This window comes from Aeromonas sp. 25-AL00135 (assembly GCF_054052385.1).
In genome coordinates, this window is record NZ_JBSTYQ010000007.1 from 24,787 (window position 1) to 49,507 (window position 24,721).

Sequence of the window (24,721 nt, forward strand, 5' to 3'; positions counted from 1 at the left end):
GTTTCATTTTCGTTCTTACCGCAAGGAACCCTCATGGCACTGGCACTGTTTGATCTGGACGAGACCCTGATTGCGGGGGATTCCGCCAGCCTCTGGCTGGAGTACATGGTGGCCGAGGAGCTGGCTCCTGCCAGCATGATCGCGGAGGAGCAGGCCATGATGTCCCTTTACCATCAGGGCAAGATGGATATGCACCAGTACATGGCCTTCACCCTGCAACCGCTGGCGGGCAAGACGCGCCAGTGGCTCGACTCGCTCTCTACCCGCTTTGCCGAGCAGGTGCTGCGCGAGCGCCTCTACCCCGAGGGGTTGGCGCGCATCGAATGGCATCGGGAGCGGGGCGACGATCTGGTGCTGATCTCCGCCTCCGGCGAGCATCTGGTGGCCCCCATGGCGAAGATGCTGGGGATGGATCACTGCGTCGCCATCCTGCTCGATGAGGAGGAGGGGATGCTGAGCGGCCAGACCCGCGGCACCCTCAGCTTTCGCGAGGGCAAGGTGGCCCGCATCAACCAGCTGTTTGCCGGCAGGGACCACCTCTGGCAGGGTAGCTTTGGCTACAGCGATTCCCACAACGATCTGCCGATGCTGCGGGCGGTGAGCCATCCCCATGCGGTCAATCCGGCCCCCGCGCTGCGCCAGCAGGCCGAGGAGCTGGGCTGGCCGCTGTGGGAGTGGCAGCGCTGAGTCGCGTGCCACACAGGCTTAACGTGTGACAGAAGCACGAAAAACAAAGAGAGGGGCTGGAGCCTCTCTCTTTGTTTTTGCGGACAGCGTTGTGGTTGATGTTGGCCGCTGTGGCTACCCTTCGTTGGTTTGTTGTCGGGGCTCGCCAAAGGTGGGAATGTCCTCCTCGGTACTCTGGTGAGGGGGGTGGCGCAGCGGGAAGCAGATACGGTTTTTCCCTTCCCGCTTGGCCTGATAGACCCCCTTGTCGGCCAGCTCCACCAGCTCTTTGGCCGAGAGCCCGGAGCGGCTGAAAGCCACCCCGCCGCTGATGGTGATAGTGAGATTGGGTTCGCGCCACTCCAGCTGCTCCACCCCGAGCCGGAACGCTTCCAGCAGGGAGGGGAGCATCGGCTGCTCTTCGCCGTAACGGAAGATGAGCACCAGCTCCTCGCCGCCGTAGCGGCAGAACCAGCCCCACTCGTGGAACAGATTCATGCCCAGCTTGCTCACCCGCTTGAGCACCACATCCCCTGCCTGATGGCCGTGGGTATCGTTGACTCGCTTGAAATCATCCAGATCGAACATCACCACCCCGAAGGGAGCGCCACTGTTGAGCTGCTTCTGCAGGCACTCGTCGAAGAAGCGACGATTGTAGAGCCCGGTGAGCTTGTCCTGATGGGCTTGCAGGCGGATCTGGGCAAAGTCCTGGCTGGCGGCATCCATCTCTTCATAGACCTTGGCCAGCTCCAGCATGCGGCGGCCATTGTAGGCGATACCGCCGGAGCGGCTGGCGCGGATCAGCAGGGTGATCTCCCCCAGCATCCGGCGGAAGTAACGGGACCAGAGCAGGGCCAGCAGCAGATAGAGAATGCAGGCGACGGCAATCATCAACTGCACGTTGATGGAGACGCTGTCGATCACCTGCTGCATGCTGGCAGTCGGCTCGACGCTGAGCAGGATCCAGCGCTGCTCGGGGATGCGGTAGTAGGAGACCATCAGGCCGCTGGCATCATCGAGGAAAAAGCCCTGCGGCTGTTGCATCCGGGCCAGCCAGTCGGGGTGAGCGAGGGGTTTGAATACCCGTTCACGATCCGGATGGGCTAGCACCAGTCCGTCATGGTTGAGCAGGATCTGATAGCCATTGCCCAGATGGTGACTCTGATCATGCCGACTGTTTAGCCAGCTGGCGAGGGGGGTGAGCTGGGTATCCAACGAGAGTACGCCAACCCGCTTGCCGTCAGGATCTTCAATCACCCGGGCCAGCGCCATGGTGAGAGTGCCCAAGGTGTAGTCGTAATAAGGATCAGTCCAGACAATCTGTCCGGGATGGCTGGATGCCAGCAGATACCAGGGGCGGGTTCTGGGATCGAACTTCTCGTCGGCCTGCCAGGATGGGTGGATCAGCATCTTGCGATGCTCGGTGCCTACATAGACGTAATCGAGCTCCATCACCTTGTGATAGGCCTGCCACTGTTGCAGGTAGCGCTCGCCGTTGCGGATCTCCGGGCCGCTGAAATCCCGATAATTTACCTGCTGATAAATGAGCGTAAACTGGCGTTTGAGGGTCGCCAGATAGGGTTCGATCAGGGTATGGAAATACTGGGTGTTGCGAGCAATCAGGTTCTGTTGCTGCTCGTGGCGCAGGGTGCGCTCCATATGCAGGTAGTAGATGCTGCCGAGCAGCAACACAGGGATAAAGAGCAAGAGGAGGCCCAGCCGCATGCGGGTGATCAAAGACCAAGTGTTCTTGGGCTTGGCGGGGGACATGAACAGATCCTTTTCGTCTCGGGTGGCACCAGCATATATGATGCGGTGCGGCTCGTCTAAAGGCAGCAAATGAGATGTTTCCGATGCTGAACCACACTCTGCTCTCAATGATTCATTATGGCAGCATAGCGGTGCTAATCCTTGCCCTCTGTGTCGAGTATCTGATCTTTCGGCGCGGCCTGAACATGCTGCGAGTGCGCCGCCTGCTGCTGGCAGATGGGGTGGCAGCGCTGGCGCTCTTCTCCATCTTTGCCACCGGGTGTCTGCTGGCCCTTGAGCATGCCAGCTCGGTGGCAGAGATCTTTGCCCATCCTGCCCACGGCCTCAAGATGGGGCTGTTTCTGCTGATTGTTGGCTCCCTCGTTTATCCCAGCCGCCTCTTCTACCGCTGGCGTCGCGCCCTGCGTCTGGGCAAGGCGCCGATGATCTCCATCCAGCAGCACTTCCGGGTGGTGTGGATCCTGCGGGGCAATCTGCTACTGATTGCCCTGTTGGCCGTGTTCACCAAGCCTTCGCTGCTTTAGCACTCGCGGTGCTTAAAAGCAGTGTGATGCAGCGCGTTGAGAGCAAGAGCGAAGACAAAGAGTGGAGACAAGAGGATAGGGAGGCGGGTATCTTGGATCGGATAACCCGTCACGCGCCGATTTAAGGAAGAATCGCCATGCGCTCCAATCTGATGTTGCTGATGGCTGCCACCATCTGGGGTATGGGCTTTGTCGCCCAGCGCCTCGGGATGGATCACATGGGGCCCTATACCTTCAATGGCCTGCGCTTTCTGCTCGGCGCCCTCTCCCTGCTGCCGCTGCTCTGGTGGCTCAAATCCCGACAACCTGTTGCCGTCGCGGGCGACCATCGCCAACTGCTGATCGGTGGTGTGCTGGCCGGGCTGGTGCTGTTCTGCGCCGCCTCCCTGCAGCAGGTGGGGCTGCTCTATACCACCGCCGCCAAGGCCGGTTTCATCACCGGGCTCTACATCATTCTGGTGCCGGTACTGGGGCTGCTGCTGCGCCACAAGAGCGGGCTCAATACCTGGATCGGCGCCATCATCGCGCTGGCCGGTCTCTATGTGTTGAGCGTTACCGACGAGTTCACCATCGGCTTTGGCGATCTGCTGCAGGTGGTCGGCGCCCTGTTCTGGGCCGTTCACCTGCTGCTGGTGGATCACTACTCCAACCGGGTTGCTCCCATCAAGCTCGCCGGAGTGCAGTTCGTGGTCTGCGGCCTGCTCAGCCTCGCCACCGCCTTTGTTATCGAAACCCCGACGTTAAGCGGCGCAGTGGCCGGTTGGCAGGCGCTGCTCTATGCAGGGCTGGTGTCGGTCGGGGTGGGTTATACCCTGCAGGTGGTAGGGCAGCGGGGTGCTCATCCGGCCCACGCCGCCATCATCCTCAGTCTGGAGACTGTCTTTGCCGCCGTGGGTGGCGTATTGTTGCTGGATGAAACGCTGGACGAGCGCGCCATTGCCGGTTGTGCCCTGATGCTGGCGGGGATGCTCATCTCCCAGATCCGGCTGCGCTGGTGGTGGAAGTCGCGCCGGGACAAGGTGCCCGCGACCAAGTAAACCGCGCTCGCTGCATAACAAAACGCCCCGACAGTCGGGGCGTTTTGCATGATGGCGATTTGGATCAGGGGCGCTGATCCAGCTCGCGCTCCAGCTCCATGGCTTTCTGACGGGCCGGATGGGTATTGAGGCGCTGCCAGTAGGCTTGCAGGTGCGGGAAGTGGGCCAGCTGACCATTTTGCGCCAGCAGATCCACCAGGAAGGAGTTCATGATGTCGGCGCCGGAGAGGCGATCCCCCACCAGATAGTGGCGATTCGCCAGTACCTCATTGAGGTAGCCCAGCACCTTGGCAGACTCCGCCTTGGCGTAGTCCGGCAGGAAGCGCATCGGGCTGCCATCCTTGCGCACGAACATGTCGAGCAGCAGCGGCAGAATGCCCGAGCTCTCGGCAAAGTGGAGCCACTGCAGATATTCGGGATAGTCGGGGCTATCTGGTGCCGGTGCCAGCCGATCGGCGGCGTAGCGGGCGATCAGGTACTCGGTGATGGCGCCCGATTCCGCCAGCACCCGGCCGTCGAACTCGATGACTGGCGACTTGCCGAGAGGGTGGATGGCCTTGAGCTCGGGCGGCGCCAGAAAGGTGGCGGCATCGCGCTGATACGCCTTTATCTCATAGGGCTGGCCCAGCTCTTCGAGCAGCCAGATGATGCGTTGGGAGCGGGATTTGTTCAGGTGATGCAGGACTATCATAACGACCTCGATTCGGTGGCAGGATCGGGTGTACGAGCGGGCGAGGGGGACGGTTCACCGGCAGTAAAAAAGAGCGGGCTGATGCCCGCTCCCTTGCTGACTGACTCAGGCCTCCAGCGCCTGATCCAGATCCGCCAGTATGTCCTCGATCGCCTCGATCCCTACCGAGAGCCGGATCATCTCCGGTTTCACGCCAGCTTTGGCCTGCTCCTCCTCGCTCAACTGGCGATGGGTGGTGGAGGCCGGGTGGCAGGCCAGCGACTTGGCGTCGCCGATGTTGACCAGCCGCTTGAAGATCTTGAGCGCATCGTAAAAGCGCACGCCCGCTTCATAACCATCCTTCAGACCGAACGAGAGGATGGCCGAGGGGCGACCGGCCATGTACTTCTCCGCCAGCAGATAGTGCGGGTGGCCCGGCAGACCGGCGTAGCTGACCCAGGCCACCTTGGGGTGATGCTTGAGGTGGTTGGCGACCCGCAGGGCGTTGTCGACGTGGCGCTCCATGCGCAGGCTCAGGGTCTCCAGCCCTTGCAGCAGCAGGAAGGCGTTCATCGGCGCCAGCGCCGCGCCGGTATTGCGCAGCGGCACGGTGCGTACCCGCCCGATAAAGGCGGCCGGGCCAAAGGCCTCGGTATAGACTACTCCGTGGTAGGAGGGTTCGGGTTTGGTCAGCTGCGGGAAGCGCTCGGCGTGATCCGCCCAGGGGAACTTGCCCGAGTCGACCACCACGCCGCCCAGCGAGTTGCCGTGGCCGCCGACATATTTGGTCAGGCTGTGTACGACAATGTCTGCGCCATGTTCGATGGGCTTGCACAAGACCGGCGTGGCGACCGTGTTGTCGACGATAAGCGGCACGCCGCGGGCGTGGGCGGCCTTGGCCAGCGCGGCCAGATCGACGATATTGCCCGCCGGGTTGCCGATGCTCTCGCAGTAGACCGCCTTGGTCTTGTCGTCGATAAGGGCGGCGATGGCTTCGGCGCTGTCATCCTTGGCGAAGCGCACCTCGACCCCGAAGCTCGGCAGCATGTGGGCGAACAAGGTATAGGTGCCGCCATAGAGCTGGGGTGTGGAGACAATGTTGTCACCGGCGGCGGTCAGCGCCTGAATGGCGTAGGTGATGGCGGCGGAACCTGCCGAGACCACCAGCGCGGCAATCCCCCCTTCCAGCGCGGCCATCCGCTGCTCCAGCACATCGTTGGTGGGGTTCATGATGCGGGTGTAGATATTGCCCGGCACCGCCAGATTGAACAGATCCGCCCCGTGCTGGGCGCTCTCGAACTCGTAGGCCACCGTCTGGTAGATGGGCACGGCGACCGCCTTGGTGGTGGGGTCGTTGGAAAAGCCGTGGTGCAGGGCCAGGGTCGCATCTTTCATCACACACTCCTTGTTGGATGTTGCTTATGGCATTTATAGATGGATAGACGTCCAATCTATCAGGCCCGTGGCCGATGTAAACAGCAAGATCCGGCAAAGCAGTGTCGCCCGCAGGGGACGCGTGTCCCGAGTGGCTGGCATGGCCCGCACTCAGAGGCGACGGCGATACTCCTTGTCATCGATCTGGTTCATATCCCACTGCATCAGGCGGTTGAGCTGCTGCATGGGATCCTCGATGAGCGGCAAGGGGCGTGGCAGGATCCGCTTGAAGTAACGGCGCAAGGTCTGCTGGATCCGGTTCGGTTTGAGGGGGTTGGCGTGGCTCATGATGGTGCTCCTCTACTGTGGTTCTCACGTTCATCAGCAGTATTGAGCTAAAATGCGGAAGTAAAAACTGATGACTTACAGCAACAGGATTTCCTCTTTTATGCCGACTGGTCGCCTTTACCAGCAATTTCAACGACTCGCCCAGCTGCTTGGCAGCGACGAGCGGGAGATCAGCCTCGCCGAGGTGGCGGATCTGCTCTGCTGCACCCCGCGCAACGCCCGCCTGCTGCTGCGGCGGATGCAGGATCAGGGCTGGCTCAGCTGGTCGGCGGAAGCAGGGCGGGGGCGGCGCTCCCGGCTCTCCCTGCTCGACAGTCAGGAGAGCCTGACCCGGCGCCGCTTGCGGGATCTGCTCAGTCAGGGCCAGCTGGCGCAGGCGGTGCGGCTGGCCGAGGATCGCCTCGATCTGCTCACTCCGCTGCTGATCGAACAGCTCGGTCAGGCCACCCGCGAGGGGCGCCAGATCCTGCGGGTGCCCTACTATCGCCCGTTGCCGCAGTTGCTGCCCACCGGCCCGATGCGCCGCTCCGAAATTCACCTGAGCCGCCAGATCTTCAACGGCCTCACCCGGCGAAATGAGGAAAATGGGGAAATCGAAGGGGATCTCGCCCACCACTGGGAGTGTCTGGGCCCCTGCCACTGGCGCTTCTATCTGCGCCCGGCGGTGCGCTTTCACCACGGTCGCGAGCTGGTGGTGGAAGATGTGATGGAGAGTCTGCTGGCTTTGCGGGATCGCCCGCTGTTTTCCCATCTGGATCGGCTGGAGAGCCCCTGGCCGCGCACGCTGGATCTCTATCTCGACAGTCCGGATCCCTGGCTGCCCCACCTGCTGGCGGAGCCTGTGGCGACCATTTTGCCGCGGGAGCTCAAGGGGGAGGCGGGCTTTGCCCTGCAACCGGTGGGCACCGGCCCTTACCGGGTGGCTGCCAACGATCCCCTGCATCTTTGCCTTGCGGCGTTTGACGACTACTTCGGCCTGCGCGCCCTGCTCGACCAGATCGATATCTGGATGCTGCCGGAGCTGGCGGATCGACTGGAGACCCACCTGCAGCTGGGGCGCGACAGCCCCGAGCTCGGTACCATGCGCGGCGAATCGGAGCTGGAGTCGGGCTGCTACTTCCTGCTGCAGGACGATCGTTCCGGATCCTTGCAAGATCCCTCCCTGCGGCAATGGCTCGGCCAACTGCTCAATCCGGTGGCTCTGATGGGGCGGGTCGCCCCCGAGTTGCAACGGGGCTGGACCAGCGCCCTCGGCCTGCTGCCCCACTGGCGCGAAGCACTGCCCGCGCCCTTGCCCACACCGGCGCAGTTGCCGACGACCTTGGTGCTCGCCTGCTTCAACCAGCATCTGGAGTTCAACGAGTGCGCCAACGCCATGGGCAGCCTGCTGGCCGAACAGGGGATCCGGCTCGAGGTGCGCACCCTCGATTACGGCCGCTGGGTGAGTGGTGAGGATGAAGACGTGGATCTCTGGCTCGGCACCCTCAACCTCGAACATGCCGGTCCCTTTGCCCCCTACGCCTGGTTGCAGGGCACCCCGTTGCTGCGCAAGGTGTGGGGCAGTCAGCATGAGTTGTGGCAGGGCTTGATGCAGTGGCGCGCCAGCGGTGAGGAGCCTAGCCCCCGCGCCCTACTGGCAAGGGTGCAGCAGCAGAGCTGGTTTGTGCCGCTGTTTCACCACTGGCTGGAGCTGGAGAGCCGGGTCGGCGTGCACGGGGTGCGGATGACGGCGCTCGGCTGGTTCGATTTTCGCAGCGCCTGGCTGCGGCCCGAGCCGCCCCATCAACCCGCAGAGGCGCCATAGTTCGTCCAATTTCTGTCGCGGCTGACGGGCGTTCCGTGGCCGCTTGCGTGAAAGATCCGTAAATCGGCCGCTGCTGCACAGTTTGTGTCACGCCTCTGTGCCATGCTGTTTCAGGTTATGGACAGCAGAGCAAATGAGGAAAACGATGAGCAACAATTCAGACAGTTCCGCAGGAAAATGCCCGGTCATGCACGGGGGAACCACCTCCGTCGAGACGTCCAGAATGGAGTGGTGGCCGAAGAGCCTCAACCTCGACATTCTTCACCAACACGATACCAAGACCAATCCGCTGGGGGCCGGTTTCAACTATCGGGAAGCCTTGAAGGGGCTCGATATGGCGGCCCTCAAGCAGGATGTGACCGCCCTGATGACCGACAGTCAGGAGTGGTGGCCCGCCGACTGGGGCCACTACGGCGGCCTGATGATCCGCATGGCCTGGCACTCGGCCGGGACTTACCGCATCGCCGATGGTCGCGGCGGTGGCGGCAGTGGCAACCAGCGTTTCGCCCCCCTCAACTCCTGGCCGGATAACGCCAACCTCGACAAGGCCCGTCGCCTGCTGTGGCCCATCAAGAAGAAGTACGGCAACAAGATCAGCTGGGCCGACCTGATCATTCTGGCGGGCACTGTGGCCTATGAGTCCATGGGGCTCAAGACCTTCGGCTTCGCCTTTGGCCGCGAGGATATCTGGCATCCGGAGAAGGATATCTACTGGGGATCGGAGAAGGAATGGCTGGCGCCCAGCGGCAAGCCGGGTAGTCGTTACTCCGGCGAACGGGATCTGGAAAACCCGCTGGCGGCGGTGATGATGGGGCTTATCTACGTCAACCCGGAAGGGGTGGATGGCAAGCCCGATCCCCTGAAAACCGCGCAGGATATGCGGGTCACCTTCGCCCGCATGGCGATGGATGATGAAGAGACGGTGGCGCTGACCGCCGGTGGCCACACTGTCGGCAAGGCTCACGGCAACGGCGATGCCAAACAGCTCGGGCCCGAGCCGGAAGGGGCCAGCCTCGAGGAGCAGGGGCTCGGCTGGATCAATCACCACAGCCGCGGCATCGGCCGCAACACTGTGACCAGCGGCATCGAAGGTGCCTGGACCACCCACCCGACCCAATGGGACAACGGCTACTTCGAGCTGCTGTTCAAGTACGACTGGTGGTTGCAAAAATCACCGGCGGGGGCCCATCAGTGGGAACCGATCAATATCGCCGAAGAGGATATGCCGGTGGATGTGGAGGATCCGTCGATCCGCTGCAAACCCATGATGACGGATGCCGACATGGCGCTCAAATTCGACCCCGAGTATCGCAAGATTGCCGAGCGCTTCCGCGATGATCCGGCGGCCTTCTCCGACGCCTTCGCCCGCGCCTGGTTCAAGCTGACCCACAGGGATATGGGGCCGAAGAGCCGCTATGTCGGCCCCTATGTGCCGACAGAAGATCTGATCTGGCAGGATCCGGTGCCAGCCGGACGCGCCGATTATGACGTGGCGGCGGTCAAGGCCAGGATCGCCGCCAGCGGCCTCTCCATCAGCGAGCGGGCCACTACCGCCTGGGATAGCGCCCGTACCTTCCGTGGCTCCGACAAGCGGGGCGGAGCCAACGGCGCCCGCATCCGGCTGGCGCCGCAGAAGGATTGGCCGGGCAACGAACCGGCGAAGTTGGCGAAGGTGCTGGCGGTCTATGACAAGCTGGCGGCCGAGTGTGGCGTCAGCGTCGCGGATCTCATCGTGCTGGGGGGCAACCTCGCCATCGAGCAGGCAGCCCAGGCCGCCGGGGTGACGGTGAGCGTGCCGTTTGCGCCTGGCCGGGGGGACGCCACTCAGGCCCAGACCGATGTGGCCTCGTTCGAGGTGCTGGAGCCGTTGGCCGATGGCTTCCGCAACTGGCTGAAGCAGGACTATGTGGTGACGGCGGAGGAGCTGCTGCTGGATCGCGCCCAGCTGATGGGGCTCACCGCCTGCGAGATGACGGCGCTGGTCGGCGGGATGCGGGTGCTCGGCACCAACCACGGCGCTACCGGGCACGGGGTCTTTACCGATCGGGTCGGGGTACTCAGCAACGACTTCTTCGTCAACCTGACCGACATGGACTACCAGTGGCTGCCGAAAGCGAGCAATCTCTACGAGATCCGCGATCGCCGCAGCGGCGCCCTGAAGTGGACGGCCACCCGGGTGGATCTGGTATTCGGCTCCAACTCGGTGCTGCGCGCTTATGCCGAGGTCTATGCCCAGGATGACAACAAGGAGAAGTTTGTCTGTGACTTCATCACCGCCTGGAACAAGGTGATGAATGCGGATCGCTTCGATCTGCTCGGCTAGTCCTCGAGCCGTTTGGTTATCTGCATCAGCCCCGCACACCCAAGGTGTGCGGGGCTTTTTACTGTCTGCTTTTTTGCAGAGCACCACAATCCGCCGCGCTGCGACACCCGCAGGCCGGTCGCGCAGGGGCGCTGGCATCCCTGTGCTTGGGCCAGCAGTATCATGTAACATGCTGATCCGCTGGTGATGCCCGGCGGCCACCCATTGGCCACTGATGTCCCATGAACGGACAAGGACAGAAACAAAGAGACAAGGAGTCAACCCATGCTGGAAATGCAGATCCAACCCCGCTTTCAGGAGACGGATGCCCTCGGCCATATCAACAATACGGTGCCGGCGGTCTGGTTCGAATCGGCGCGGGATCCCCTGTTCCGGATCTTCTCCCCCGATCTGGATGTGCATAACTGGCATCTGATCATCGCAGGCTATACGGTGCAGTTCAAACGGGAGCTGTTTTACGGCCAGCCGGTCACCATCAAGACCGGCGTGCGCCGCATCGGCACCAGTTCCTTTACGGTCTGGCAGGAGGCCTGGCAGGGCGGCGAACTGGCCGTCACTGCCGAAACGACCCTGATCCATTTTGACTACCGGGCCCGCCAATCCCTGCCCCTGAGCGATGCTCACCGGGAAGGGCTGCGGGCCTGGCTGACAGAGAGTTAACCACGGGCCGGATGGCCCATCACAGGAGTGTTATGTACAACTCAATGCGCAACACAGCGATCGCGCTGACCCTGGGATTCTGCTCCCTCCCTTCTCTGGCCGCTTCTCTCGCCGAGCAGTTTACCCTGATGGATAAGGGGGCCGAGAGCGCCCTCGATACCCGTCAATTCAGCCATGACGGCGTCGATATCAAGGCCTGGATCGATGGCGCCCCCGTCATCATCGCCGTGCCCATCATGAACGAGCTGGGCAAGCTGGAAGGGGAGAGCCGCTACTACTTCAAGGGCGGCAAGCTGTTCGGGGTCAAAGAGCCCGCAGCCCAGTTCGCCTTTGACGCCAGCGGCAAGCTGACCCAATGGCTGGACGAGAAGGGTCAGCCCGCCGAGTTCGTCAGCAAGATGAGCATGCAGCAGCGTCAGGAGTGGCTCACCAAGCGGGCCGCCGAGCTGAGCAAGCTGTTTGTGGTGAGCGCGGCCGAGCAGAAGGCGGCCAAGGGGGGCGTCAAGCTGAAGGGGGCAGATCTCGCTCACTGGCTCTGCAACGGCAAACTGATGGATCTCGCCCATGGCGACAAGGTGATCTTCGAGCAGGATAAGCTGAAGATTGGCGAGCAGGGGATCGAAGGGGAGGTCTCCCTGCGTCAGGAGAAGGGGTGGCAGGAGCTGAGCCTCAAGTGCGAGGTGCAGGGCACTCAGGTAACCCGCCTCACCTGGCAGCCGCTGCCGGGGGCCAACAAGCCGCAATAAGCGCAATAGCAAGGGGGCCCATCACGGGCCCCCTTCTCATTCGGTGTGTGGCTCCCCCAGCTTGAGCCGGGTGAGTGCCTCGACCCGGCGCCACTGTCCGGGCTCGAACCAGCGGGCCAGCAGCTCCTGTTGCTGTTCGGCCCGGGCCTCGTTCGGCAGTTGTCTGAGCTCGGCCAGAAAGCCGCTGAGCTGCTCCTCGAACCCTTGCCGGTTCTGCTCCAGCTGGCGCATCCGATCCACCGCTTCCGGTCCCCCCGTCTCCAGCAGCAGAGCCTCCCGTTTGGCCGGGTCCATCTGTGCCAGCTCTTGCAACTCCTCAAGCAGACGGCTGTTGGCCTCCGCCTCGCGAAACCAGTCCGGTTGCTCTGCCAGCCAGAGATCCAGCTCGCTGGCCAGCTGCGACTTGTCGCTGTCTCTTTCTTCCGCCAGCGCCCTGCGGCGCAGGGTCAGCTGCTCCATCAGTCGATCCTCGGCAAACAGCTGGGCCTGCTCCGCCGGGGTAAAGCTCTGCTGGCGCAGCTGCTCCCGCTCGTCAAACAGGATCTGCAGGCTGGCGAGGGAGATCTCGGTGGGCACCGTCAGGCTGCTCTGGGCGGAGACAAAGGTGCGATAGCGCGCCTGCAGGGCATCGGCGGCCTCCTGCTCGGGATCGTGCGGGTGGCTCTGTGCATGCTGGCTGGCTTGAGCGGGGGATGAGTCTGCCGTCGGTGCAGTGGGCCAGAGCAACACCCCGCCAAGCAGCAGGGTGATGGCGCAGGGCACGACGAGCAGGGTGGCTATCTTCATAGTCCCAGCTCCTTGAGACGGTTGGCATGCTGGCGATAGAGGGTGACCGGATCGGTCTCGAACAGATGGTGGATGCCGAAGGACTGGTTCACTTCGTCCAGATGGTTCATCCGGTAGTCGGTGCCGATCACCTTGCCGAGGTGGCTGCTGCAGACCCCGACCAGTCCGTCATTGGGCTCCTTGAAGAAGGCGCCGGTCAGCGCCAGCGCCGGATCCACCGGATCCAGCAGATTGGTCAGGTTGCCGCGCCCGCTCCAGGAGAAGTAGTAGACGCCGTTGGTCGCCTGCATCGGCCCCTCGCCACAATAGCGGCTGGGCAGCCCCTCCGGGTAGCGCTGGTTGAACTGGCTGGCTCCCTTGCTGGTGAGGGCATCGAGGGCGGCGACCGGATCTTGCGGCAGCTGGCTCCCGCCCGAGAGCAGTGAAATCATTCCGGAGAGGGCGTGGGCCGCGGCGGCAGCCAGTTTCTCGGCGGCGCTGCCGGGGGCGGCATTGGCCCGCACCAGATCGGCAATCTCTGAGCCGTAGTTGACCCCGCCGACGCTGGTGGCGGAGGCGACCAGCTCGGGGGCGACCGAGGCGACATAGCGGATGGTAGGGCCGCCGTGGGAGTGGCCGATCAGGTTGACCTTCTCGGCGCCGGTAGCTGCCAGCAGCAGCTCAACCTGGGCGAGCAGCTGCTCCCCCCGTTGTTCCGAACTGGCGGTGGCCGACACTTGGGCCACGTAGACTTTGGCACCATCCCGGCTCAGGGCCTGGGGAATGCCGTAGAAGTAATCGACCCCGAGCAGCTTGTCGAAGCCGAACAGGCCGTGCACCAGCACTATGGGGTAGCGGGTCTGGGTGTATCCGCTGGCGTGTGCCAGCATGGGCAGGGTGCAGAGCAGCACCAGAAGCCATCTCTTCATCATCAGCATCCTTGTCGATTTGTAAGGGGTTGTGAGGTGGGGCGGACTCCATGTTCGCCGGTGCCAGTATGGTGGCTGCTTGAGAAGCGGGTTGTGAGGGGGATCGCAAGTTGGGATTCAAAAGAGGTTGTGGCCATCCCTGGCCAGCGGTTGAGATGGGGAGGTGCCCTTGTGATGCCTCCCCAACCAAACGGGGCTCAGTGCCACGTCACCAGCCGGTACTGCTTCTTGCCCCGGCGCAGCAGCAGGTAGCGGCCGAACAGCCGATCGTCGGTGGTGAGCAGCTCATCCCGGCGGATCTCGCCGTTGAGGCTGATGGCGCCTGCCGCCAGCAGCTCGCGGGCGATCCGCTTCGAGTTGGCCAGACCGCTCTCTACCAGCAGGGTCACCAGATCGGTTTCCCGCTCGATACGGCAGCTTGGCATGCCATCTTGTGCCAGCTGGGCCAGATCGCTCTCGCCAAGGCGAGCCACTTCGCCGCTGAACAGCAATTCGCTGATGCGCTGCGCCGCTGCCAGCGCCCCCTTGCCGTGCACCAGCTCGGTCAGCTCGTCGGCCAGTACCTGCTGGGCCAGTTTGCGCCCTTGCCGCTTCGCATCTTCCGCCTCCAGCGCATCAATCTCGCTCAGCGACATAAAGCTGTAGTAGCGCAGGAAGCGGTATACATCCTCATCCGCCGTGCCGAGCCAGAACTGGTAGAAGGCGTAAGGGGAGGTGAGCGCCGGATCGAGCCAGACCGCCCCCCCCTCGGTCTTGCCGAACTTGGTGCCGTCTGCCTTGGTGATAAGGGGCAGGGTCATGCCGTGTACCTGCGCCTGATGGAGGCGACGGGTCAGATCCATGCCGCTGGTGATATTGCCCCACTGGTCGTTGCCGCCAATCTGCAGGGTGCAGCCGAGCCGCTGGTGCAGCACCGCAAAGTCGTAGGATTGCAGCAGAGCGTAGGAGAACTCGGTGAACGAGATGCCCTGATCCGGGCGAGCCAGCCGCTGACGCACCGATTCCCGCGCCAGCATGGCGTTGACCGAGAAGTGTTTGCCGATATCCCGCAGAAAATCGAGGGCGGACATCTGCCCCATCCAGTCGCCATTGTTGACCAGTTGCGGGGCCGACAGACCATCATCGGCGGGCAGCAGCGCCCTGATTTGGGCCGACAGGCTGGCGACCCAACCCTGCACGGTATCGGCACTGTTGAGGCTGCGCTCGGTCGCCTTGAAGCTGGGATCGCCGATAAGGCCGGTTGCCCCGCCCACCAGTGCCACCGGGGTGTGGCCCGCCAGCTGGAAGCGGCGCAGCATCAAGAGCGGCACCAGATGACCGATATGCAGGCTGCCAGCGGTGGGATCGAACCCGCAATAGACGGTGCGCGGGGTGGCAAGATGGTCGGCCAGGGCCGCCGGGTCGGAATTCTGGGCCACAAGGCCGCGCTCGGTCAGCTCATCGAGCAGGTGGGGGTTGATCATGGGTTCTCCAACAGCAGGGGGAAAAGCCGTCATCCTCGCCGTTCTGGTTGGTGGTGGATATGTCCCCTAAGGGACGGTTTTGCCACTCTCGTGCTAGCATTCAGCCATAGCGGGGAATCGCTCCCCGTCACCGGAAACGTGCCACCATGACCCAGCCATTCACCACAGATGCCTTGACCCGCAGCATGACCGAGGTGGTCGATGCCCTGCACAGCAGCGCCTTTCCGGCGGCGCTGGTGCGGCTGATCCAGCAACAGGTGGCGTTTGATTGCGCCCTGCTGCTCGGGGTGGGGCAGCGCCCCGTCTACCTCTACGACAACCTCAATCATCAGCGGGCTCTGCTGTTTGACCGCTACCTCACCAGCCACTTCAGTCAGGATCCGTTTATGCAGGCGCTGGAACAGGGCTTGCCTGCCGGCGTCTGGACCCTGGCGCAGGTCTCCCAAGGGCGGCTCGATCCCGAATATCGCCACCACTTCTATCAGGCCACCGGCTGGCAGGAGGAGGTGGGGCTGATCCTGCCGGTGCGGGATGGACTGACGCTGATGCTGTTTCTGGGGCGGCTCGACAAGCGCAGCACCCTCAGCCGTGACGAGCTGGTAAGGCTGGAGCAGCTGTTCCCGCTGGTACATTCGTTCTGTCGTCAGCAGTGGCGGCAGAGCCAGCCACTTCTGGCCCAGAGCACTGCGCTGCCAGACAGCGCCAGCCTCCGGAGAGCGGTGGAGCAGGCGATGGCGAGTGTCGGGGGGGATTTGCTCACCCGGCGCGAGCGGCAGGTGGCGGAGTTGCTGCTGCAGGGGCTGGATACCGAGGCGATCGCCGCCGAGCTCGGCATTGGCAGCGGTACGGTGAAGAATCACCGCAAGCATCTCTATGGCAAGCTGCGGCTCGGCTCGCGGGCCGAGCTGTTCAATCTCTTTCTGAACCACCTCATTACGGCGCCGGTGGAGGCATCACAGGCGTCATCGGCGGGAGATAGAGAGAGCCCGCCATAGGGCGGGCCGGGGTTACTCTAGGCGCGGGATGGTGGGAGTGGTTTCGGGCAGGATACTGAGCAACTGGTAGCGCTTCATCAGCTGCTTGTATTCATCCCCCTGTTTGACCTTGTCCAGCGCCTGTTGCAGGCGGGCAACCTGTTGCTTGTCTGCCCTCAGGTTGAAGGCGAAGCAGTTATCCTGCTCTTCAATAATCGCGACGGTGACAAAATCCTCGCTGGGAAAACCCAGCTCCTTGGCCTGATGGCGCAACATCACCTCGTTGCCCGCCACCAGATCGGTGCGCGCCATGATGAGCTGGCGCACCACCTGATCCATGCGCTCCACCGACATCATATTGCCCGGGCTGATCCCGCGGTTGAGCAGCAACTGCTCCCCGACATCTGCCTGCATCACACCGATCTGCAGCTTGGCGAGATCCGCTTTGCTGGCCACTTTGGGGGCATCCTGCTTGCGGCCGACCAGCGCGACCCTGGAGTGGCTGATGGGGCAGACCCAGAGGAAGTGGGGATCCCGCTCCTTGGTGTGCGCCGTGGTAAAGAGCACGGCCTCTTGCTGTTGGGTCAGCAGATACCAGCCGCGGGCCCAGGGCAGAAAGTGGATGGGTTGCTCCGGCTCCCCCATTTCGCGCCACATCAGGCGCAGCAACTCGACCGCCAACCCCACAGGCTGACCATTTTTATCCTGGCCATTGAGTGGCATGTTCTGCTCCGAATAGTAGATAAGTGCCGGAGCCGGGAGCGCGATAAACAGGGCGAGAGAAGCGAGAGCAGGGAGCAGACGACGCATGATGCACTCCTTGTGCGGGTAGTTACCTAAGAGTCTATGTGGCCTTTTCCATAACGTCATGATCCGGTAGCGGGATAAAAAACAGGCCACCTTGCGGTGGCCTGTCGGTTTATTTGAGCAGGGCTTCCATCTCCGCCTCTGCCTTGGCGCGCGCCTTGGCCTCCGCCGCTCTGGCGGCATCGGCGACGCTCTCTCCGGCCGTATGGGATGCGGCACTGACGGCCTGCCGGGCTGGTTCGGCAACGGCCTTGGTTGCCTCTTGCGTCGCGGTCGCAGCGGCGCTACTGACGACTTGCTTGGCTGGAGCGGCTACGGCCTTGGTCGCTTCTTGCGTCACGGTGGCGGCAGTGCTGCTGACGGCCTGTTTGGCGGGAGCGGCCACAGCCTTGGTGGCCTCTTGCGTCGCGGTCGCAGCTGCGCTGCTGACGGCTTGCTTGGCTGGAGCGGCAACGGCCTTGGTGGCTTCTTGGGTCGCTGTCGCGGCGGCACTACTGACAGCCTGTTTGGCCGGAGTGGCAACGGCTTTGGTGGCTTCTTGCGTCGCGGTCGCTGCGGCGCTGCTGACGGCTTGCTTGGCAGGAGTGGCAACAGCCTTGGTCGCTTCTTGCGTTGCAGTCGCAGCGGCACTGCTCAGCGCCTGCTTGGCTGGCGCAGTGACAGCGGTGGTTGCACTACGGGTCAGATCGGTCGCGCTTTGGCTCACAGCTTGGGTAGCCTGCCCTGTGGCGTTGGCGGCTGCGCCGCTGATAGCCTGACTTGCGCTGTTGGTCAGCGAGCCGGTGACGCCGCGAGTCACTGTGCCCAGCGCGCTGCCAAGGGAGAAGGGGGAGGTGCCACTCTGACTGGTTGCCGCACCGGTCAGGGCATTGGCCGCCGGGGTGAGCTGGCTGGCGGGGGTCTGCCAGCCCTGCATAGCGGTTGGCCAGGTCGGTGCCGTGCCCGCCAGATTTTCGCCGAAGGTCAGGGTGGTGCCATCCCCTTTTTGCAGCAATACCGACATCTGGTTGGTTTGCGAGTTCCACACCATCCCCGCCTGCTTGGCGATATCCGGCACGGGCGCATACTCGGAGACCACATAGAAAAGCGGCCCCTCCTGCTGTAACTTGTCGGCAGTCTTGAGCAACTGCATGGTGCTGTCGTAGTTGGGGCCAAGGATGGCGGTCATCCGATCCTTGATCAGGGGTTGTTCGAACAGATTGACCTCGTTCGGGTCAAAGCCGACCAGCGGCTTGAGCAGGGCCCACATCAGCTGGCTGGTGGGGCTCATCATCAGCAATGGGGCAACGCAGGCGGACAACATCAGGCTCAGGCAGGCCGCCTGAAGCAACGGCATGATACGCATTGGGATAATATCCAAATAACGATTTGATAAATAAGGTTATATTTTGTCAGGATGTGACAAATTCACCGGAAGTTTGCGCGTGGCAGCGAGAGACTGCCCGCAGGCGCTGGCAGGCTACCATATTGGTTCCACAATGCCAGCAGGCAGTATGATTGTCAGTCAAGTAAACCCCGGGACTGGTCGACTCTTCGAGAGTGCCCCCTATCGAAACAGGATCCCTCTCATGAAAAATGTACTGCTCTGCCTGCTGGCCTCCCTCTGGCTCGCCCCCGCTCTGGCCGCGTCCAAAACCACTGTGGTGAGCGAGTCTGCCAGTCCCGAGCTGGTGTTGCCGCTGGGCTCATTGCCCGAGCGGGTCTGCTGGTTTGCGGATCAGAAATATTCCGAAGGGGCCCGCATTCTGCAGGGAGATATCTGGCTGGAGTGCGGCCCGCAGAACGACCTCGAGAGCAATGGCCCGCTGGCCTGGCGCTCTCCTGCGGTGGTGTTGCCTGCCACCCGTGGTGCGAAAGATCAGAAGACGATTTCCGTGGGTCAGTGAGGCTTTTCTTGATCCAGCTAAAGACATGGACGTGATCCCTGTCGCATAATGCAGCTCCTTTCTTCTCTTGGCTGGAACCTAAGAAATGGCTCGTCGCTCTTCCAATGCACAACGTCGTCGCAGTAGCTGGTGGTACAAACGCTTGTTGGCAAGGGAGCGGGAAGAGCGCGAAGCGCGTTCCGTCCGGGATTGATACTGCATTGAAAAACGGAGCCTCGGGCTCCGTTTTTGTTGCTGGTAATTTGCCGTCTGGTTATCTTGTCCACCCATCGCATACCTTGTTGCCCTATGCCATCGGCAACTATCCAGAGAGCTGAAACTGTGAGAGTCGACGTTGTCTCCTACAACCCCCAATGGCCAGCCAGCTTTGTAGCTGAAGATGTTCAATTACGCAGTGCGCTGGATAACTGCTTGCTAGCTGTCCACCATATCGGCAGTACCTCTGTCGTCGGTTTGGCCGCCAAGCCCATCATCGACATCATGCTGGAGGTATCATCGCTGGAGCGACTCGATGAGCAGAACGGTCAGCTGGAGGCGCTGGGCTATGAGGCGATGGGTGAGTGCGGGATTGCGCGCCGCCGCTATTTTCGCAAGGGGGGTGATGAGAGAACCCACCAGATCCACGCCTTCTTGCAAGGGGATGACCATGTGCATCGCCATCTGGCCTTTCGTGACTATCTAAGGGCCCATCCTGCGGTATGCCGGGAATACGCCGAGTTAAAGCAGGCGGTAGCCGCGAGCTGTCAGCACGATATCGAGCGCTACTGTGCGGGCAAGAATGCCTTTGTCAAAGAGCATGAGGCGAACGCGTTGCGGTGGCTGGCCGGGCAGGTGCCTGCTCTCTGAGCGAGCTTGCTCGCCATAGAAAACGGGGGCCATCAGGCCCCCGTTTTGTTTTTGCAGATCTTGCCTGCTTGCGGCTTAGCGCTGCAAGGCGGCCAGTGCCAGTTCGACTCGTTTGGCGTACTCGGGGTCGGCCTGCTCGAAGTGTTTGAGCTGGGCTGCGACGATGGCGTCATCCTCCACATTGATGAGGGAGCGGGCCAGGTTGGCGGCGAGCCGCGAACGCTGTCCCTCGTCCATGATGCGGAACAGGTTGCCCGGCTGGCTGTAGTAGTCGCTGTCGTAGTCACGGAAGTCGTAGTGCAGGGCGGCCCCTTCCAGGCTCAGCGCCGGTTCGTGCTGTTCGCTCGGCTGCTGGGTACCGAAACGGTTCGGCTGGTAGTTGGGGCTGGCGCCGCCATTGCTGTCTGCCCGCATGGCACCGTCACGATGGGCACCGTGATGGAACGGGCAGAGCGGGGCATTGACCGGCAGCAGACCGTGGTTGACGCCAAGGCGATAGCGCTGGGTGTCGCCGTAGGAGAAGAGCCGCCCTTGCAACATGCGATCCGGCGAGAAGCCGATACCGGGCACCACGTTGGCCGGGGTAAAGGCGGCCTGCTCCACATGGGCGAAGTAGTTGTCCGGGTTCTGGTTGAGCTCCAGCACGCCCACCGGGATCAGCGGGTAGTCGCTGTGCGGCCACACCTTGGTGAGGTCGAACGGGTGGATGTTGTAAGTCTGGGCTTCGGCCTCCGGCATCACCTGCACATAGACCTTCCAGCGCGGGAAGTCGCCCCGCTCGATGGCATTGAACAGATCCGCCTGACTGGTCTCCCGATCCTGCCCGACGGCGGTGGCGGCCTCTTCATCGGTGTAGAAGCTGTGGCCCTGCTCGGTCTTGAAGTGGAACTTGACCCAGAAGCGCTCGTTGGCGTCGTTGATAAAGCTGAAGGTGTGGCTGCCGTAGCCGTTCATCTCCCGCAGGCTCTTGGGGATGCCGCGATCGCTGAACAGTATGGTGACCTGATGCAGGGATTCCGGATGGCGTGACCAGAAGTCCCAGGCGGCGGTGGCGCTGCGCAGGTTGGTGCGCGGATCCCGCTTCTGGGTGTGGATGAAGTCAGGGAATTTCAGCGGATCGCGGATGAAAAAGACCGGGGTGTTGTTACCCACCAGATCCCAGTTGCCCTGCTCGGTATAGAACTTGAGAGCGAAGCCGCGCACATCGCGTTCGGCATCGGCGGCGCCCTTCTCACCAGCTACGGTGGAGAAACGCAGGAACACCGGTGTTTGCTTGCCGATGGCGCTGAACAGATCGGCCTTGCTGAACTGGCTGATGTCGTGGGTCACGGTAAAGGTGCCGTAGGCGCCCGAGCCCTTAGCGTGAACCACCCGCTCGGGAATGCGCTCGCGGTCGAAGTGGGCGAGTTTCTCCATCAACCAGATGTCTTGCATCAATACGGGGCCGCGCGGGCCGGCGGTGAGGCTGTTGTTGTTGTCGACGACGGGGGCGCCGTTGGCGCTGTGCAGGGTCTTGTCAGTCATGGCTTCTCTCCTTGTTGATATGGGGTCAGCCTACGGATCTGCACCGTGCTCGGCCAATGGGCCTTTCCTCGCCCTTTGATAGGCAAGACAAATGGGTGCGGGTAGGGGGTGTGTAACTGCGCCGGATATTGCATGATGGTGGCTTCGAGAAGGAGCCTCATATGCAGATTACTATCCGTCATGCCGAACCCGCTGATGCCCCCGCCTTGCGGGATCTCTATTCCATGCCCAATGCTCAGGCGGGCACTATGCACCTGCCCACACCTCCCCTTAGCCAGTGGCAGAAGCGGTTGGAGAGCAGTGATGTGGTCGCCTTGGTGGCGGAGGTAGAGGGGCTGCTGGTGGGCCAGATCTCCTTGCACGTAGAACCCAATCCCAGACGCAAGCATGTGGCCGGGATCGGTATGGGGGTACGGGATGACTGGGCTGGCAAAGGGGTGGGCTCTGCCCTGATGGCCGCGGCGCTGGATCTGGCCGATAACTGGCTCAACCTGCACCGGATTGAGCTGACCGTCTATACCGACAATGAGGCCGCACAGGCGCTTTATCGCAAGTTCAGTTTTACCGAGGAGGGGCGAGCCCGTGACTATGCCTTCCGCCAGGGGCGCTATGTGGATGCGCTCTATATGGCCAGAGTCGCGGGGGGCGCCAGTCGCTAACGGTATGGTCGATTATCAGGCCAGATTGCGCCCGGTGATCCGGGCGCTGGAGCAGAATCCCGATCTCTCCATCGAAACGCTGGCAAGCAGTGCCTGCTTGTCTTTCTACCATTTTCACCGGGTGTTTACGGCTGTGGCGGGGGAGACGCCCGGGGAGATGTGTCGTCGTCTGCGCATCCAGCGGGCTGCTTGGCAGCTCTGCTATACCGATGCCAGTGTCACGGCCATTGCGTTGGGGGCAGGGCTCGCCAGCTCCCAGGCGTTTGCCAAGGTATTTCGCCGTTACTATGGTTGCACGCCGGGAGAGTTTCGCCGCGACAAGAGCAAGAATGGACACTTGATGAGCAAGGATGGACACGCACTTGTGCAGCCGAATCCTTATGCTGAGGGTCACTCATCAGCAAGGAGCAATACCATGAAAACCATCGAGATGGACGCCCGCACTCTGGCCTATATGCGTGTCACCGGCCCCTATGGCGAGGGGTATGGTCCCGTTTGTAGTCAGCTGCATCAGTGGGCCAGCGCCCGCGGTCTGGAAGGTGGGGAGTGGATCTTCATCTATCACGATAACCCCGAGGTGACTCCGCCAGCCCAGTGTCGCACTGACATCGGGGTGACGGTGCCTGCGGGGACGGTGGGGATGGGTGCGGTCGAGATCCAGATTATTCCCGCCGGTCGTTATGCCCAGTCCCGTTATCTTATTACCGACCGCAGTCAGTATGGCCCGCGTTGGCAGGAACATATCGGCGACATCGTTGCTGCCGGGCTGGAGTTTGGCAATGGTCCCTGCTTCGAGCTCTATCACAGCATGAGCGATGATCCGGTGCAGGACGATGTCAGCTTTTGCTCCAGCCTCAAGGGGTAGGGCGCAGAAGGGAAAGCTGAGCGGTACATCATGTTGCGCAGAAACGAGAGAGCCGGACAGTGTCCGGCTCTTGTGCATCTGGCTGCTGGGCGGCGGTTAGCGCTGGAACCCCTTCTGGGCGAACTTGGGACGGGCGTTCATGATCTGCTCCACCTGCTCGTCGCTCATCTTGCCGCGCGACAGTCCCAGCACCTTGTAGGTGAGCAGCGGTCGGGCGGGCAGGGCGATCATCAGGGCGCGGATCTGGTTCTCGTCCTCTTTCTCGCGCGTCGGTTTGCCGTAGGCGTAAGTGAGGACGCCGGCATCCATCAGGTTTTTGACGGCGGGCTCGGTGATCGGCAAGTTTATGACGCTTTTACGCTGCAGCACGAACTCGCGCAGCACCGCCTTCTCGTTGAAGTCGAGGAAGCCGATCATCTGGGCCAGCTGGTCCTGCTGACGGCGCGCCTGCCACTCTTCGCATGCCCACTCCCAGGCGATCAGGAAGCCCTGACTGCAGAAGTAGGAGATGGCGATCAGCATGCCGACCCCCAGCCAGGCCGCATGATCCGCAGCCCACTGGCTGACGGCCCCTTTCATCAGCCCGGCCGGAAACAGCAGAATGATGCTGCAGCAGAGCAACAACCAGACCATCAGCCAATTGAGGCGGTTCAGTTGATAGAAATGTTGGATCCACCGTTTCATTGTTCATCCTTCCCAAACTGTTGTGGATAGTGAACTACCTACAGCAATCGGTGTGCCAACAGCGCAATAGCGGTGGGGAGGAGGGACTGGCGAGGTTACATTCCCTTACAACTTATTGAATGAGTTGTCATTAATTTGCCTTGTGAGGCGGTGGTCGAGTTGCTAAAACGTCTCCTCAGTCATTGGGGAGTAGCAACCCGCCCGCATTCCGGGCCGGGCCCATGTCAACACTCTTGGATCCTCGCATCCATGGCATGGGCGGCGATAGGCACTATCGCTCTGCAAGACCTTTGGCCTCGATATGCACGCCAGCCGGGCGAGCCATGTCGGGTCCATCGGTTATTCTGCTCGCCTGGCGGTATCTATTATGTTGATTACCCTGCTGTTATTTCTCGTCTCTGCGGTCACCATCTACCTTGCCTGCGAATACTTCGTCAACGGCATCGAGTGGACCGGCCACCACTTTAAACTCTCCCAAAGCGCCACCGGTTCGCTGCTGGCGGCACTGGGTACGGCGCTACCCGAGTGTATCGTGACCCTGACCGCTCTGCTGATGGGCAACACAACCGCCCAGCAGGAGATCGGCATTGGCGCCGCCCTTGGCGGGCCGCTGGTGTTGGCGACCATCGGCTATGCGGCAGTCGGCCTCACCCTGCTGCTTTGCATGGGGCGTACCGAACGGGCCATCGATGGCGAGGTGCAGCGCGAGATTGGCCGGGATCAGCGCTGGTTTATCGGCATCTTTCTGGTGGCGACCGCACTGGGGCTGGTCGCCTTCACCGGCAAGAGCTGGTTGGCCCCGCTCTTCCTGCTGGTCTACCTCGTCTATGTAAGGCGCGAGCTGAAACAGAGTGACAGCCACGAAGTCGAATTGCCGGAGCCCCTCAAATTGGCACCCGATGCCGGGATCCCGCCCCTTGGCAAGGTGTTGCTGCAGACGTTGGCTGCGCTGGTGGTGGTAGCGCTGGCGGCCCAGCTGTTTGTCCATCAGCTGGAGAGCATGGGCGAGCTGTTTGGCCTCTCTCCGGTGCTGGCGGCCCTGCTGCTGAGTCCGGTGGCGACCGAGATGCCGGAGCTGATGAACGTGCTGATCTGGGTGCGGCAGGGAAAGAACCGGCTGGCGCTGGCCAATATCTCCGGGGCCATGATGATCCAGGGCACTATCCCCAAGGCATTCTGCTTGATCTTCACCCCCTGGTTGCTGGATGGTGCCATGATGGCCTCCTCGCTGGTGACGCTGCTGGCAGTGGGCTTGCTCTGGTGGGGGTTCAGAAAGGGAACCATGACCGCCGGGCGGTTGGCACTGGTCGGCCTGCTCTATCTCGGTTTTTGCGGCTGGTTGCTGGTGAGCTGAAGCGGGAAGCGCGGATATGAAAAAGCCCCCTTGGCAGGGGGCT

General features: G+C 62.3%; 24 protein-coding genes and 1 riboswitch. Of the genes, 13 read left to right on the plus strand and 11 right to left on the minus strand.

Translation table 11 applies throughout. The features are described 5' to 3' along the window. Window positions 1-33 precede the first annotated feature (33 nt). Window positions 34-687: an HAD family hydrolase gene (locus ACW5XC_RS07910; protein ID WP_042053435.1), complete on the plus strand. Its 654-nt coding sequence runs from the start codon at window positions 34-36 to the stop codon at window positions 685-687. Window positions 688-801: 114 nt separating this feature from the next. Here the strand turns inward: ACW5XC_RS07910 and ACW5XC_RS07915 are convergent, their stop codons facing one another. Further along, window positions 802-2,436 (minus strand): sensor domain-containing diguanylate cyclase, encoded by a 1,635-nt coding sequence (locus ACW5XC_RS07915; protein WP_042053436.1) that lies wholly within the window; start codon window positions 2,434-2,436, stop codon window positions 802-804. Between the two features lie 83 nt (window positions 2,437-2,519). On the opposite strand from ACW5XC_RS07915, the gene ACW5XC_RS07920 reads away from it, so the two are divergent. After that, window positions 2,520-2,960, plus strand: a complete 441-nt coding sequence (locus ACW5XC_RS07920) for a DUF2214 family protein (protein ID WP_005355246.1) — start codon at window positions 2,520-2,522, stop codon at window positions 2,958-2,960. 137 nt (window positions 2,961-3,097) lie between these two features. Then, entirely contained in the window at window positions 3,098-3,997 is a 900-nt protein-coding gene (locus tag ACW5XC_RS07925; protein WP_042053438.1) for a DMT family transporter, read from the plus strand. Between the two features lie 64 nt (window positions 3,998-4,061). Here the strand turns inward: ACW5XC_RS07925 and ACW5XC_RS07930 are convergent, their stop codons facing one another. From ACW5XC_RS07930 to ACW5XC_RS07940, 3 genes are all read right to left on the minus strand, one after another. Further along, on the minus strand, window positions 4,062-4,688 hold the full coding sequence (locus ACW5XC_RS07930) for a glutathione S-transferase family protein (RefSeq protein WP_042053439.1): 627 nt from the start codon (window positions 4,686-4,688) through the stop codon (window positions 4,062-4,064). 105 nt (window positions 4,689-4,793) lie between these two features. Further along, window positions 4,794-6,062 (minus strand): O-acetylhomoserine aminocarboxypropyltransferase/cysteine synthase family protein, encoded by a 1,269-nt coding sequence (locus ACW5XC_RS07935; protein WP_042053440.1) that lies wholly within the window; start codon window positions 6,060-6,062, stop codon window positions 4,794-4,796. Between the two features lie 150 nt (window positions 6,063-6,212). Beyond that, on the minus strand, window positions 6,213-6,389 hold the full coding sequence (locus ACW5XC_RS07940; RefSeq protein ID WP_005336463.1) for a hypothetical protein: 177 nt from the start codon (window positions 6,387-6,389) through the stop codon (window positions 6,213-6,215). A gap of 100 nt (window positions 6,390-6,489) precedes the next feature. Between ACW5XC_RS07940 and sgrR the strand changes: the two genes are divergently transcribed. The 4 genes from sgrR to ACW5XC_RS07960 all read left to right on the plus strand — a co-directional run bounded on the left by sgrR (window position 6,490) and on the right by ACW5XC_RS07960 (window position 11,922). Continuing rightward, entirely contained in the window at window positions 6,490-8,193 is a 1,704-nt protein-coding gene (gene sgrR / locus ACW5XC_RS07945) for an HTH-type transcriptional regulator SgrR (RefSeq protein ID WP_042053442.1), read from the plus strand. A gap of 145 nt (window positions 8,194-8,338) precedes the next feature. Next, window positions 8,339-10,516: a catalase/peroxidase HPI gene (gene katG, locus ACW5XC_RS07950; RefSeq protein WP_042053443.1), complete on the plus strand. Its 2,178-nt coding sequence runs from the start codon at window positions 8,339-8,341 to the stop codon at window positions 10,514-10,516. 264 nt (window positions 10,517-10,780) lie between these two features. Next, window positions 10,781-11,176: an acyl-CoA thioesterase gene (locus tag ACW5XC_RS07955; RefSeq protein ID WP_005336457.1), complete on the plus strand. Its 396-nt coding sequence runs from the start codon at window positions 10,781-10,783 to the stop codon at window positions 11,174-11,176. A gap of 44 nt (window positions 11,177-11,220) precedes the next feature. Next, complete coding sequence (locus ACW5XC_RS07960) at window positions 11,221-11,922, plus strand: hypothetical protein (protein WP_042053580.1); 702 nt, start codon at window positions 11,221-11,223, stop codon at window positions 11,920-11,922. 36 nt (window positions 11,923-11,958) lie between these two features. Here the strand turns inward: ACW5XC_RS07960 and ACW5XC_RS07965 are convergent, their stop codons facing one another. From ACW5XC_RS07965 to tyrS, 3 genes are all read right to left on the minus strand, one after another. Next, window positions 11,959-12,708, minus strand: a complete 750-nt coding sequence (locus tag ACW5XC_RS07965) for a lipase secretion chaperone (protein WP_042053445.1) — start codon at window positions 12,706-12,708, stop codon at window positions 11,959-11,961. Then, complete coding sequence (locus tag ACW5XC_RS07970) at window positions 12,705-13,616, minus strand: lipase family alpha/beta hydrolase (protein ID WP_005355232.1); 912 nt, start codon at window positions 13,614-13,616, stop codon at window positions 12,705-12,707. The genes ACW5XC_RS07965 and ACW5XC_RS07970 overlap by 4 nt, the downstream gene beginning before the upstream one ends. Window positions 13,617-13,813: 197 nt before the next feature. After that, window positions 13,814-15,079, minus strand: a complete 1,266-nt coding sequence (tyrS, locus tag ACW5XC_RS07975) for a tyrosine--tRNA ligase (RefSeq protein WP_042053446.1) — start codon at window positions 15,077-15,079, stop codon at window positions 13,814-13,816. 146 nt (window positions 15,080-15,225) lie between these two features. Here tyrS and ACW5XC_RS07980 point away from each other — a divergent pair, with 146 nt between their 5' ends. Next, window positions 15,226-16,074 (plus strand): helix-turn-helix transcriptional regulator, encoded by an 849-nt coding sequence (locus tag ACW5XC_RS07980; RefSeq protein WP_042053447.1) that lies wholly within the window; start codon window positions 15,226-15,228, stop codon window positions 16,072-16,074. A gap of 12 nt (window positions 16,075-16,086) precedes the next feature. On the opposite strand, the gene ACW5XC_RS07985 is transcribed toward ACW5XC_RS07980, so the two are convergent. Beyond that, a complete protein-coding gene (locus ACW5XC_RS07985; RefSeq protein ID WP_042053448.1) occupies window positions 16,087-16,863 on the minus strand; it encodes a substrate-binding periplasmic protein in 777 nt (258 codons plus the stop codon). Between the two features lie 109 nt (window positions 16,864-16,972). Next, the gene (locus tag ACW5XC_RS07990; protein ID WP_042053449.1) at window positions 16,973-18,205 is read right to left on the minus strand and encodes a hypothetical protein; all 1,233 of its coding nucleotides are present in this window, start codon (window positions 18,203-18,205) and stop codon (window positions 16,973-16,975) included. A gap of 223 nt (window positions 18,206-18,428) precedes the next feature. Between ACW5XC_RS07990 and ACW5XC_RS07995 the strand changes: the two genes are divergently transcribed. Together ACW5XC_RS07995 and ACW5XC_RS08000 are read left to right on the plus strand one after the other, a co-directional pair. Continuing rightward, window positions 18,429-18,746, plus strand: coding sequence for a YnjH family protein (locus ACW5XC_RS07995; RefSeq protein WP_042053450.1), 318 nt, complete (start codon window positions 18,429-18,431; stop codon window positions 18,744-18,746). A gap of 321 nt (window positions 18,747-19,067) precedes the next feature. Then, window positions 19,068-19,592, plus strand: a complete 525-nt coding sequence (locus ACW5XC_RS08000; RefSeq protein WP_074042654.1) for a GrpB family protein — start codon at window positions 19,068-19,070, stop codon at window positions 19,590-19,592. A gap of 75 nt (window positions 19,593-19,667) precedes the next feature. Here ACW5XC_RS08000 and ACW5XC_RS08005 read toward each other — a convergent pair whose 3' ends face one another. After that, on the minus strand, window positions 19,668-21,116 hold the full coding sequence (locus ACW5XC_RS08005; RefSeq protein ID WP_042053453.1) for a catalase: 1,449 nt from the start codon (window positions 21,114-21,116) through the stop codon (window positions 19,668-19,670). A gap of 161 nt (window positions 21,117-21,277) precedes the next feature. On the opposite strand from ACW5XC_RS08005, the gene ACW5XC_RS08010 reads away from it, so the two are divergent. Together ACW5XC_RS08010 and ACW5XC_RS08015 are read left to right on the plus strand one after the other, a co-directional pair. After that, on the plus strand, window positions 21,278-21,775 hold the full coding sequence (locus tag ACW5XC_RS08010) for a GNAT family N-acetyltransferase (protein WP_042053454.1): 498 nt from the start codon (window positions 21,278-21,280) through the stop codon (window positions 21,773-21,775). A gap of 4 nt (window positions 21,776-21,779) precedes the next feature. Further along, on the plus strand, window positions 21,780-22,640 hold the full coding sequence (locus ACW5XC_RS08015; protein ID WP_042053455.1) for an AraC family transcriptional regulator: 861 nt from the start codon (window positions 21,780-21,782) through the stop codon (window positions 22,638-22,640). A gap of 96 nt (window positions 22,641-22,736) precedes the next feature. Here the strand turns inward: ACW5XC_RS08015 and ACW5XC_RS08020 are convergent, their stop codons facing one another. After that, entirely contained in the window at window positions 22,737-23,324 is a 588-nt protein-coding gene (locus tag ACW5XC_RS08020) for a superinfection exclusion B family protein (protein ID WP_042053457.1), read from the minus strand. Between the two features lie 172 nt (window positions 23,325-23,496). Next, window positions 23,497-23,604: riboswitch (yybP-ykoY riboswitch) on the plus strand. An 87-nt stretch (window positions 23,605-23,691) separates the two neighbouring features. On the opposite strand from ACW5XC_RS08020, the gene ACW5XC_RS08025 reads away from it, so the two are divergent. Continuing rightward, entirely contained in the window at window positions 23,692-24,678 is a 987-nt protein-coding gene (locus tag ACW5XC_RS08025) for a sodium:calcium antiporter (protein WP_042053581.1), read from the plus strand. Window positions 24,679-24,721: the final 43 nt, after the last annotated feature.

What these genes read in the sequence shown, in the direction of transcription:
- ACW5XC_RS08020 (WP_042053457.1), bottom strand. Translation starts at nt 23,324, where the DNA reads ATGAAACGGTGGATCCAACATTTCTATCAACTGAACCGCCTCAATTGG.
- ACW5XC_RS07935 (WP_042053440.1), bottom strand. Translation starts at nt 6,062, where the DNA reads ATGAAAGATGCGACCCTGGCCCTGCACCACGGCTTTTCCAACGACCCC.
- ACW5XC_RS08010 (WP_042053454.1), top strand. Translation starts at nt 21,278, where the DNA reads ATGCAGATTACTATCCGTCATGCCGAACCCGCTGATGCCCCCGCCTTG.
- ACW5XC_RS07910 (WP_042053435.1), top strand. Translation starts at nt 34, where the DNA reads ATGGCACTGGCACTGTTTGATCTGGACGAGACCCTGATTGCGGGGGAT.
- tyrS (WP_042053446.1), bottom strand. Translation starts at nt 15,079, where the DNA reads ATGATCAACCCCCACCTGCTCGATGAGCTGACCGAGCGCGGCCTTGTG.
- ACW5XC_RS08005 (WP_042053453.1), bottom strand. Translation starts at nt 21,116, where the DNA reads ATGACTGACAAGACCCTGCACAGCGCCAACGGCGCCCCCGTCGTCGAC.
- ACW5XC_RS08015 (WP_042053455.1), top strand. Translation starts at nt 21,780, where the DNA reads ATGGTCGATTATCAGGCCAGATTGCGCCCGGTGATCCGGGCGCTGGAG.
- ACW5XC_RS07955 (WP_005336457.1), top strand. Translation starts at nt 10,781, where the DNA reads ATGCTGGAAATGCAGATCCAACCCCGCTTTCAGGAGACGGATGCCCTC.
- ACW5XC_RS07925 (WP_042053438.1), top strand. Translation starts at nt 3,098, where the DNA reads ATGCGCTCCAATCTGATGTTGCTGATGGCTGCCACCATCTGGGGTATG.
- ACW5XC_RS07990 (WP_042053449.1), bottom strand. Translation starts at nt 18,205, where the DNA reads ATGCGTATCATGCCGTTGCTTCAGGCGGCCTGCCTGAGCCTGATGTTG.
- sgrR (WP_042053442.1), top strand. Translation starts at nt 6,490, where the DNA reads ATGCCGACTGGTCGCCTTTACCAGCAATTTCAACGACTCGCCCAGCTG.
- ACW5XC_RS07960 (WP_042053580.1), top strand. Translation starts at nt 11,221, where the DNA reads ATGCGCAACACAGCGATCGCGCTGACCCTGGGATTCTGCTCCCTCCCT.
- ACW5XC_RS07920 (WP_005355246.1), top strand. Translation starts at nt 2,520, where the DNA reads ATGCTGAACCACACTCTGCTCTCAATGATTCATTATGGCAGCATAGCG.
- ACW5XC_RS08025 (WP_042053581.1), top strand. Translation starts at nt 23,692, where the DNA reads ATGTTGATTACCCTGCTGTTATTTCTCGTCTCTGCGGTCACCATCTAC.
- ACW5XC_RS07965 (WP_042053445.1), bottom strand. Translation starts at nt 12,708, where the DNA reads ATGAAGATAGCCACCCTGCTCGTCGTGCCCTGCGCCATCACCCTGCTG.
- ACW5XC_RS07915 (WP_042053436.1), bottom strand. Translation starts at nt 2,436, where the DNA reads ATGTCCCCCGCCAAGCCCAAGAACACTTGGTCTTTGATCACCCGCATG.
- ACW5XC_RS07980 (WP_042053447.1), top strand. Translation starts at nt 15,226, where the DNA reads ATGACCCAGCCATTCACCACAGATGCCTTGACCCGCAGCATGACCGAG.
- katG (WP_042053443.1), top strand. Translation starts at nt 8,339, where the DNA reads ATGAGCAACAATTCAGACAGTTCCGCAGGAAAATGCCCGGTCATGCAC.
- ACW5XC_RS07930 (WP_042053439.1), bottom strand. Translation starts at nt 4,688, where the DNA reads ATGATAGTCCTGCATCACCTGAACAAATCCCGCTCCCAACGCATCATC.
- ACW5XC_RS07940 (WP_005336463.1), bottom strand. Translation starts at nt 6,389, where the DNA reads ATGAGCCACGCCAACCCCCTCAAACCGAACCGGATCCAGCAGACCTTG.
- ACW5XC_RS07985 (WP_042053448.1), bottom strand. Translation starts at nt 16,863, where the DNA reads ATGCGTCGTCTGCTCCCTGCTCTCGCTTCTCTCGCCCTGTTTATCGCG.
- ACW5XC_RS07995 (WP_042053450.1), top strand. Translation starts at nt 18,429, where the DNA reads ATGAAAAATGTACTGCTCTGCCTGCTGGCCTCCCTCTGGCTCGCCCCC.
- ACW5XC_RS07970 (WP_005355232.1), bottom strand. Translation starts at nt 13,616, where the DNA reads ATGAAGAGATGGCTTCTGGTGCTGCTCTGCACCCTGCCCATGCTGGCA.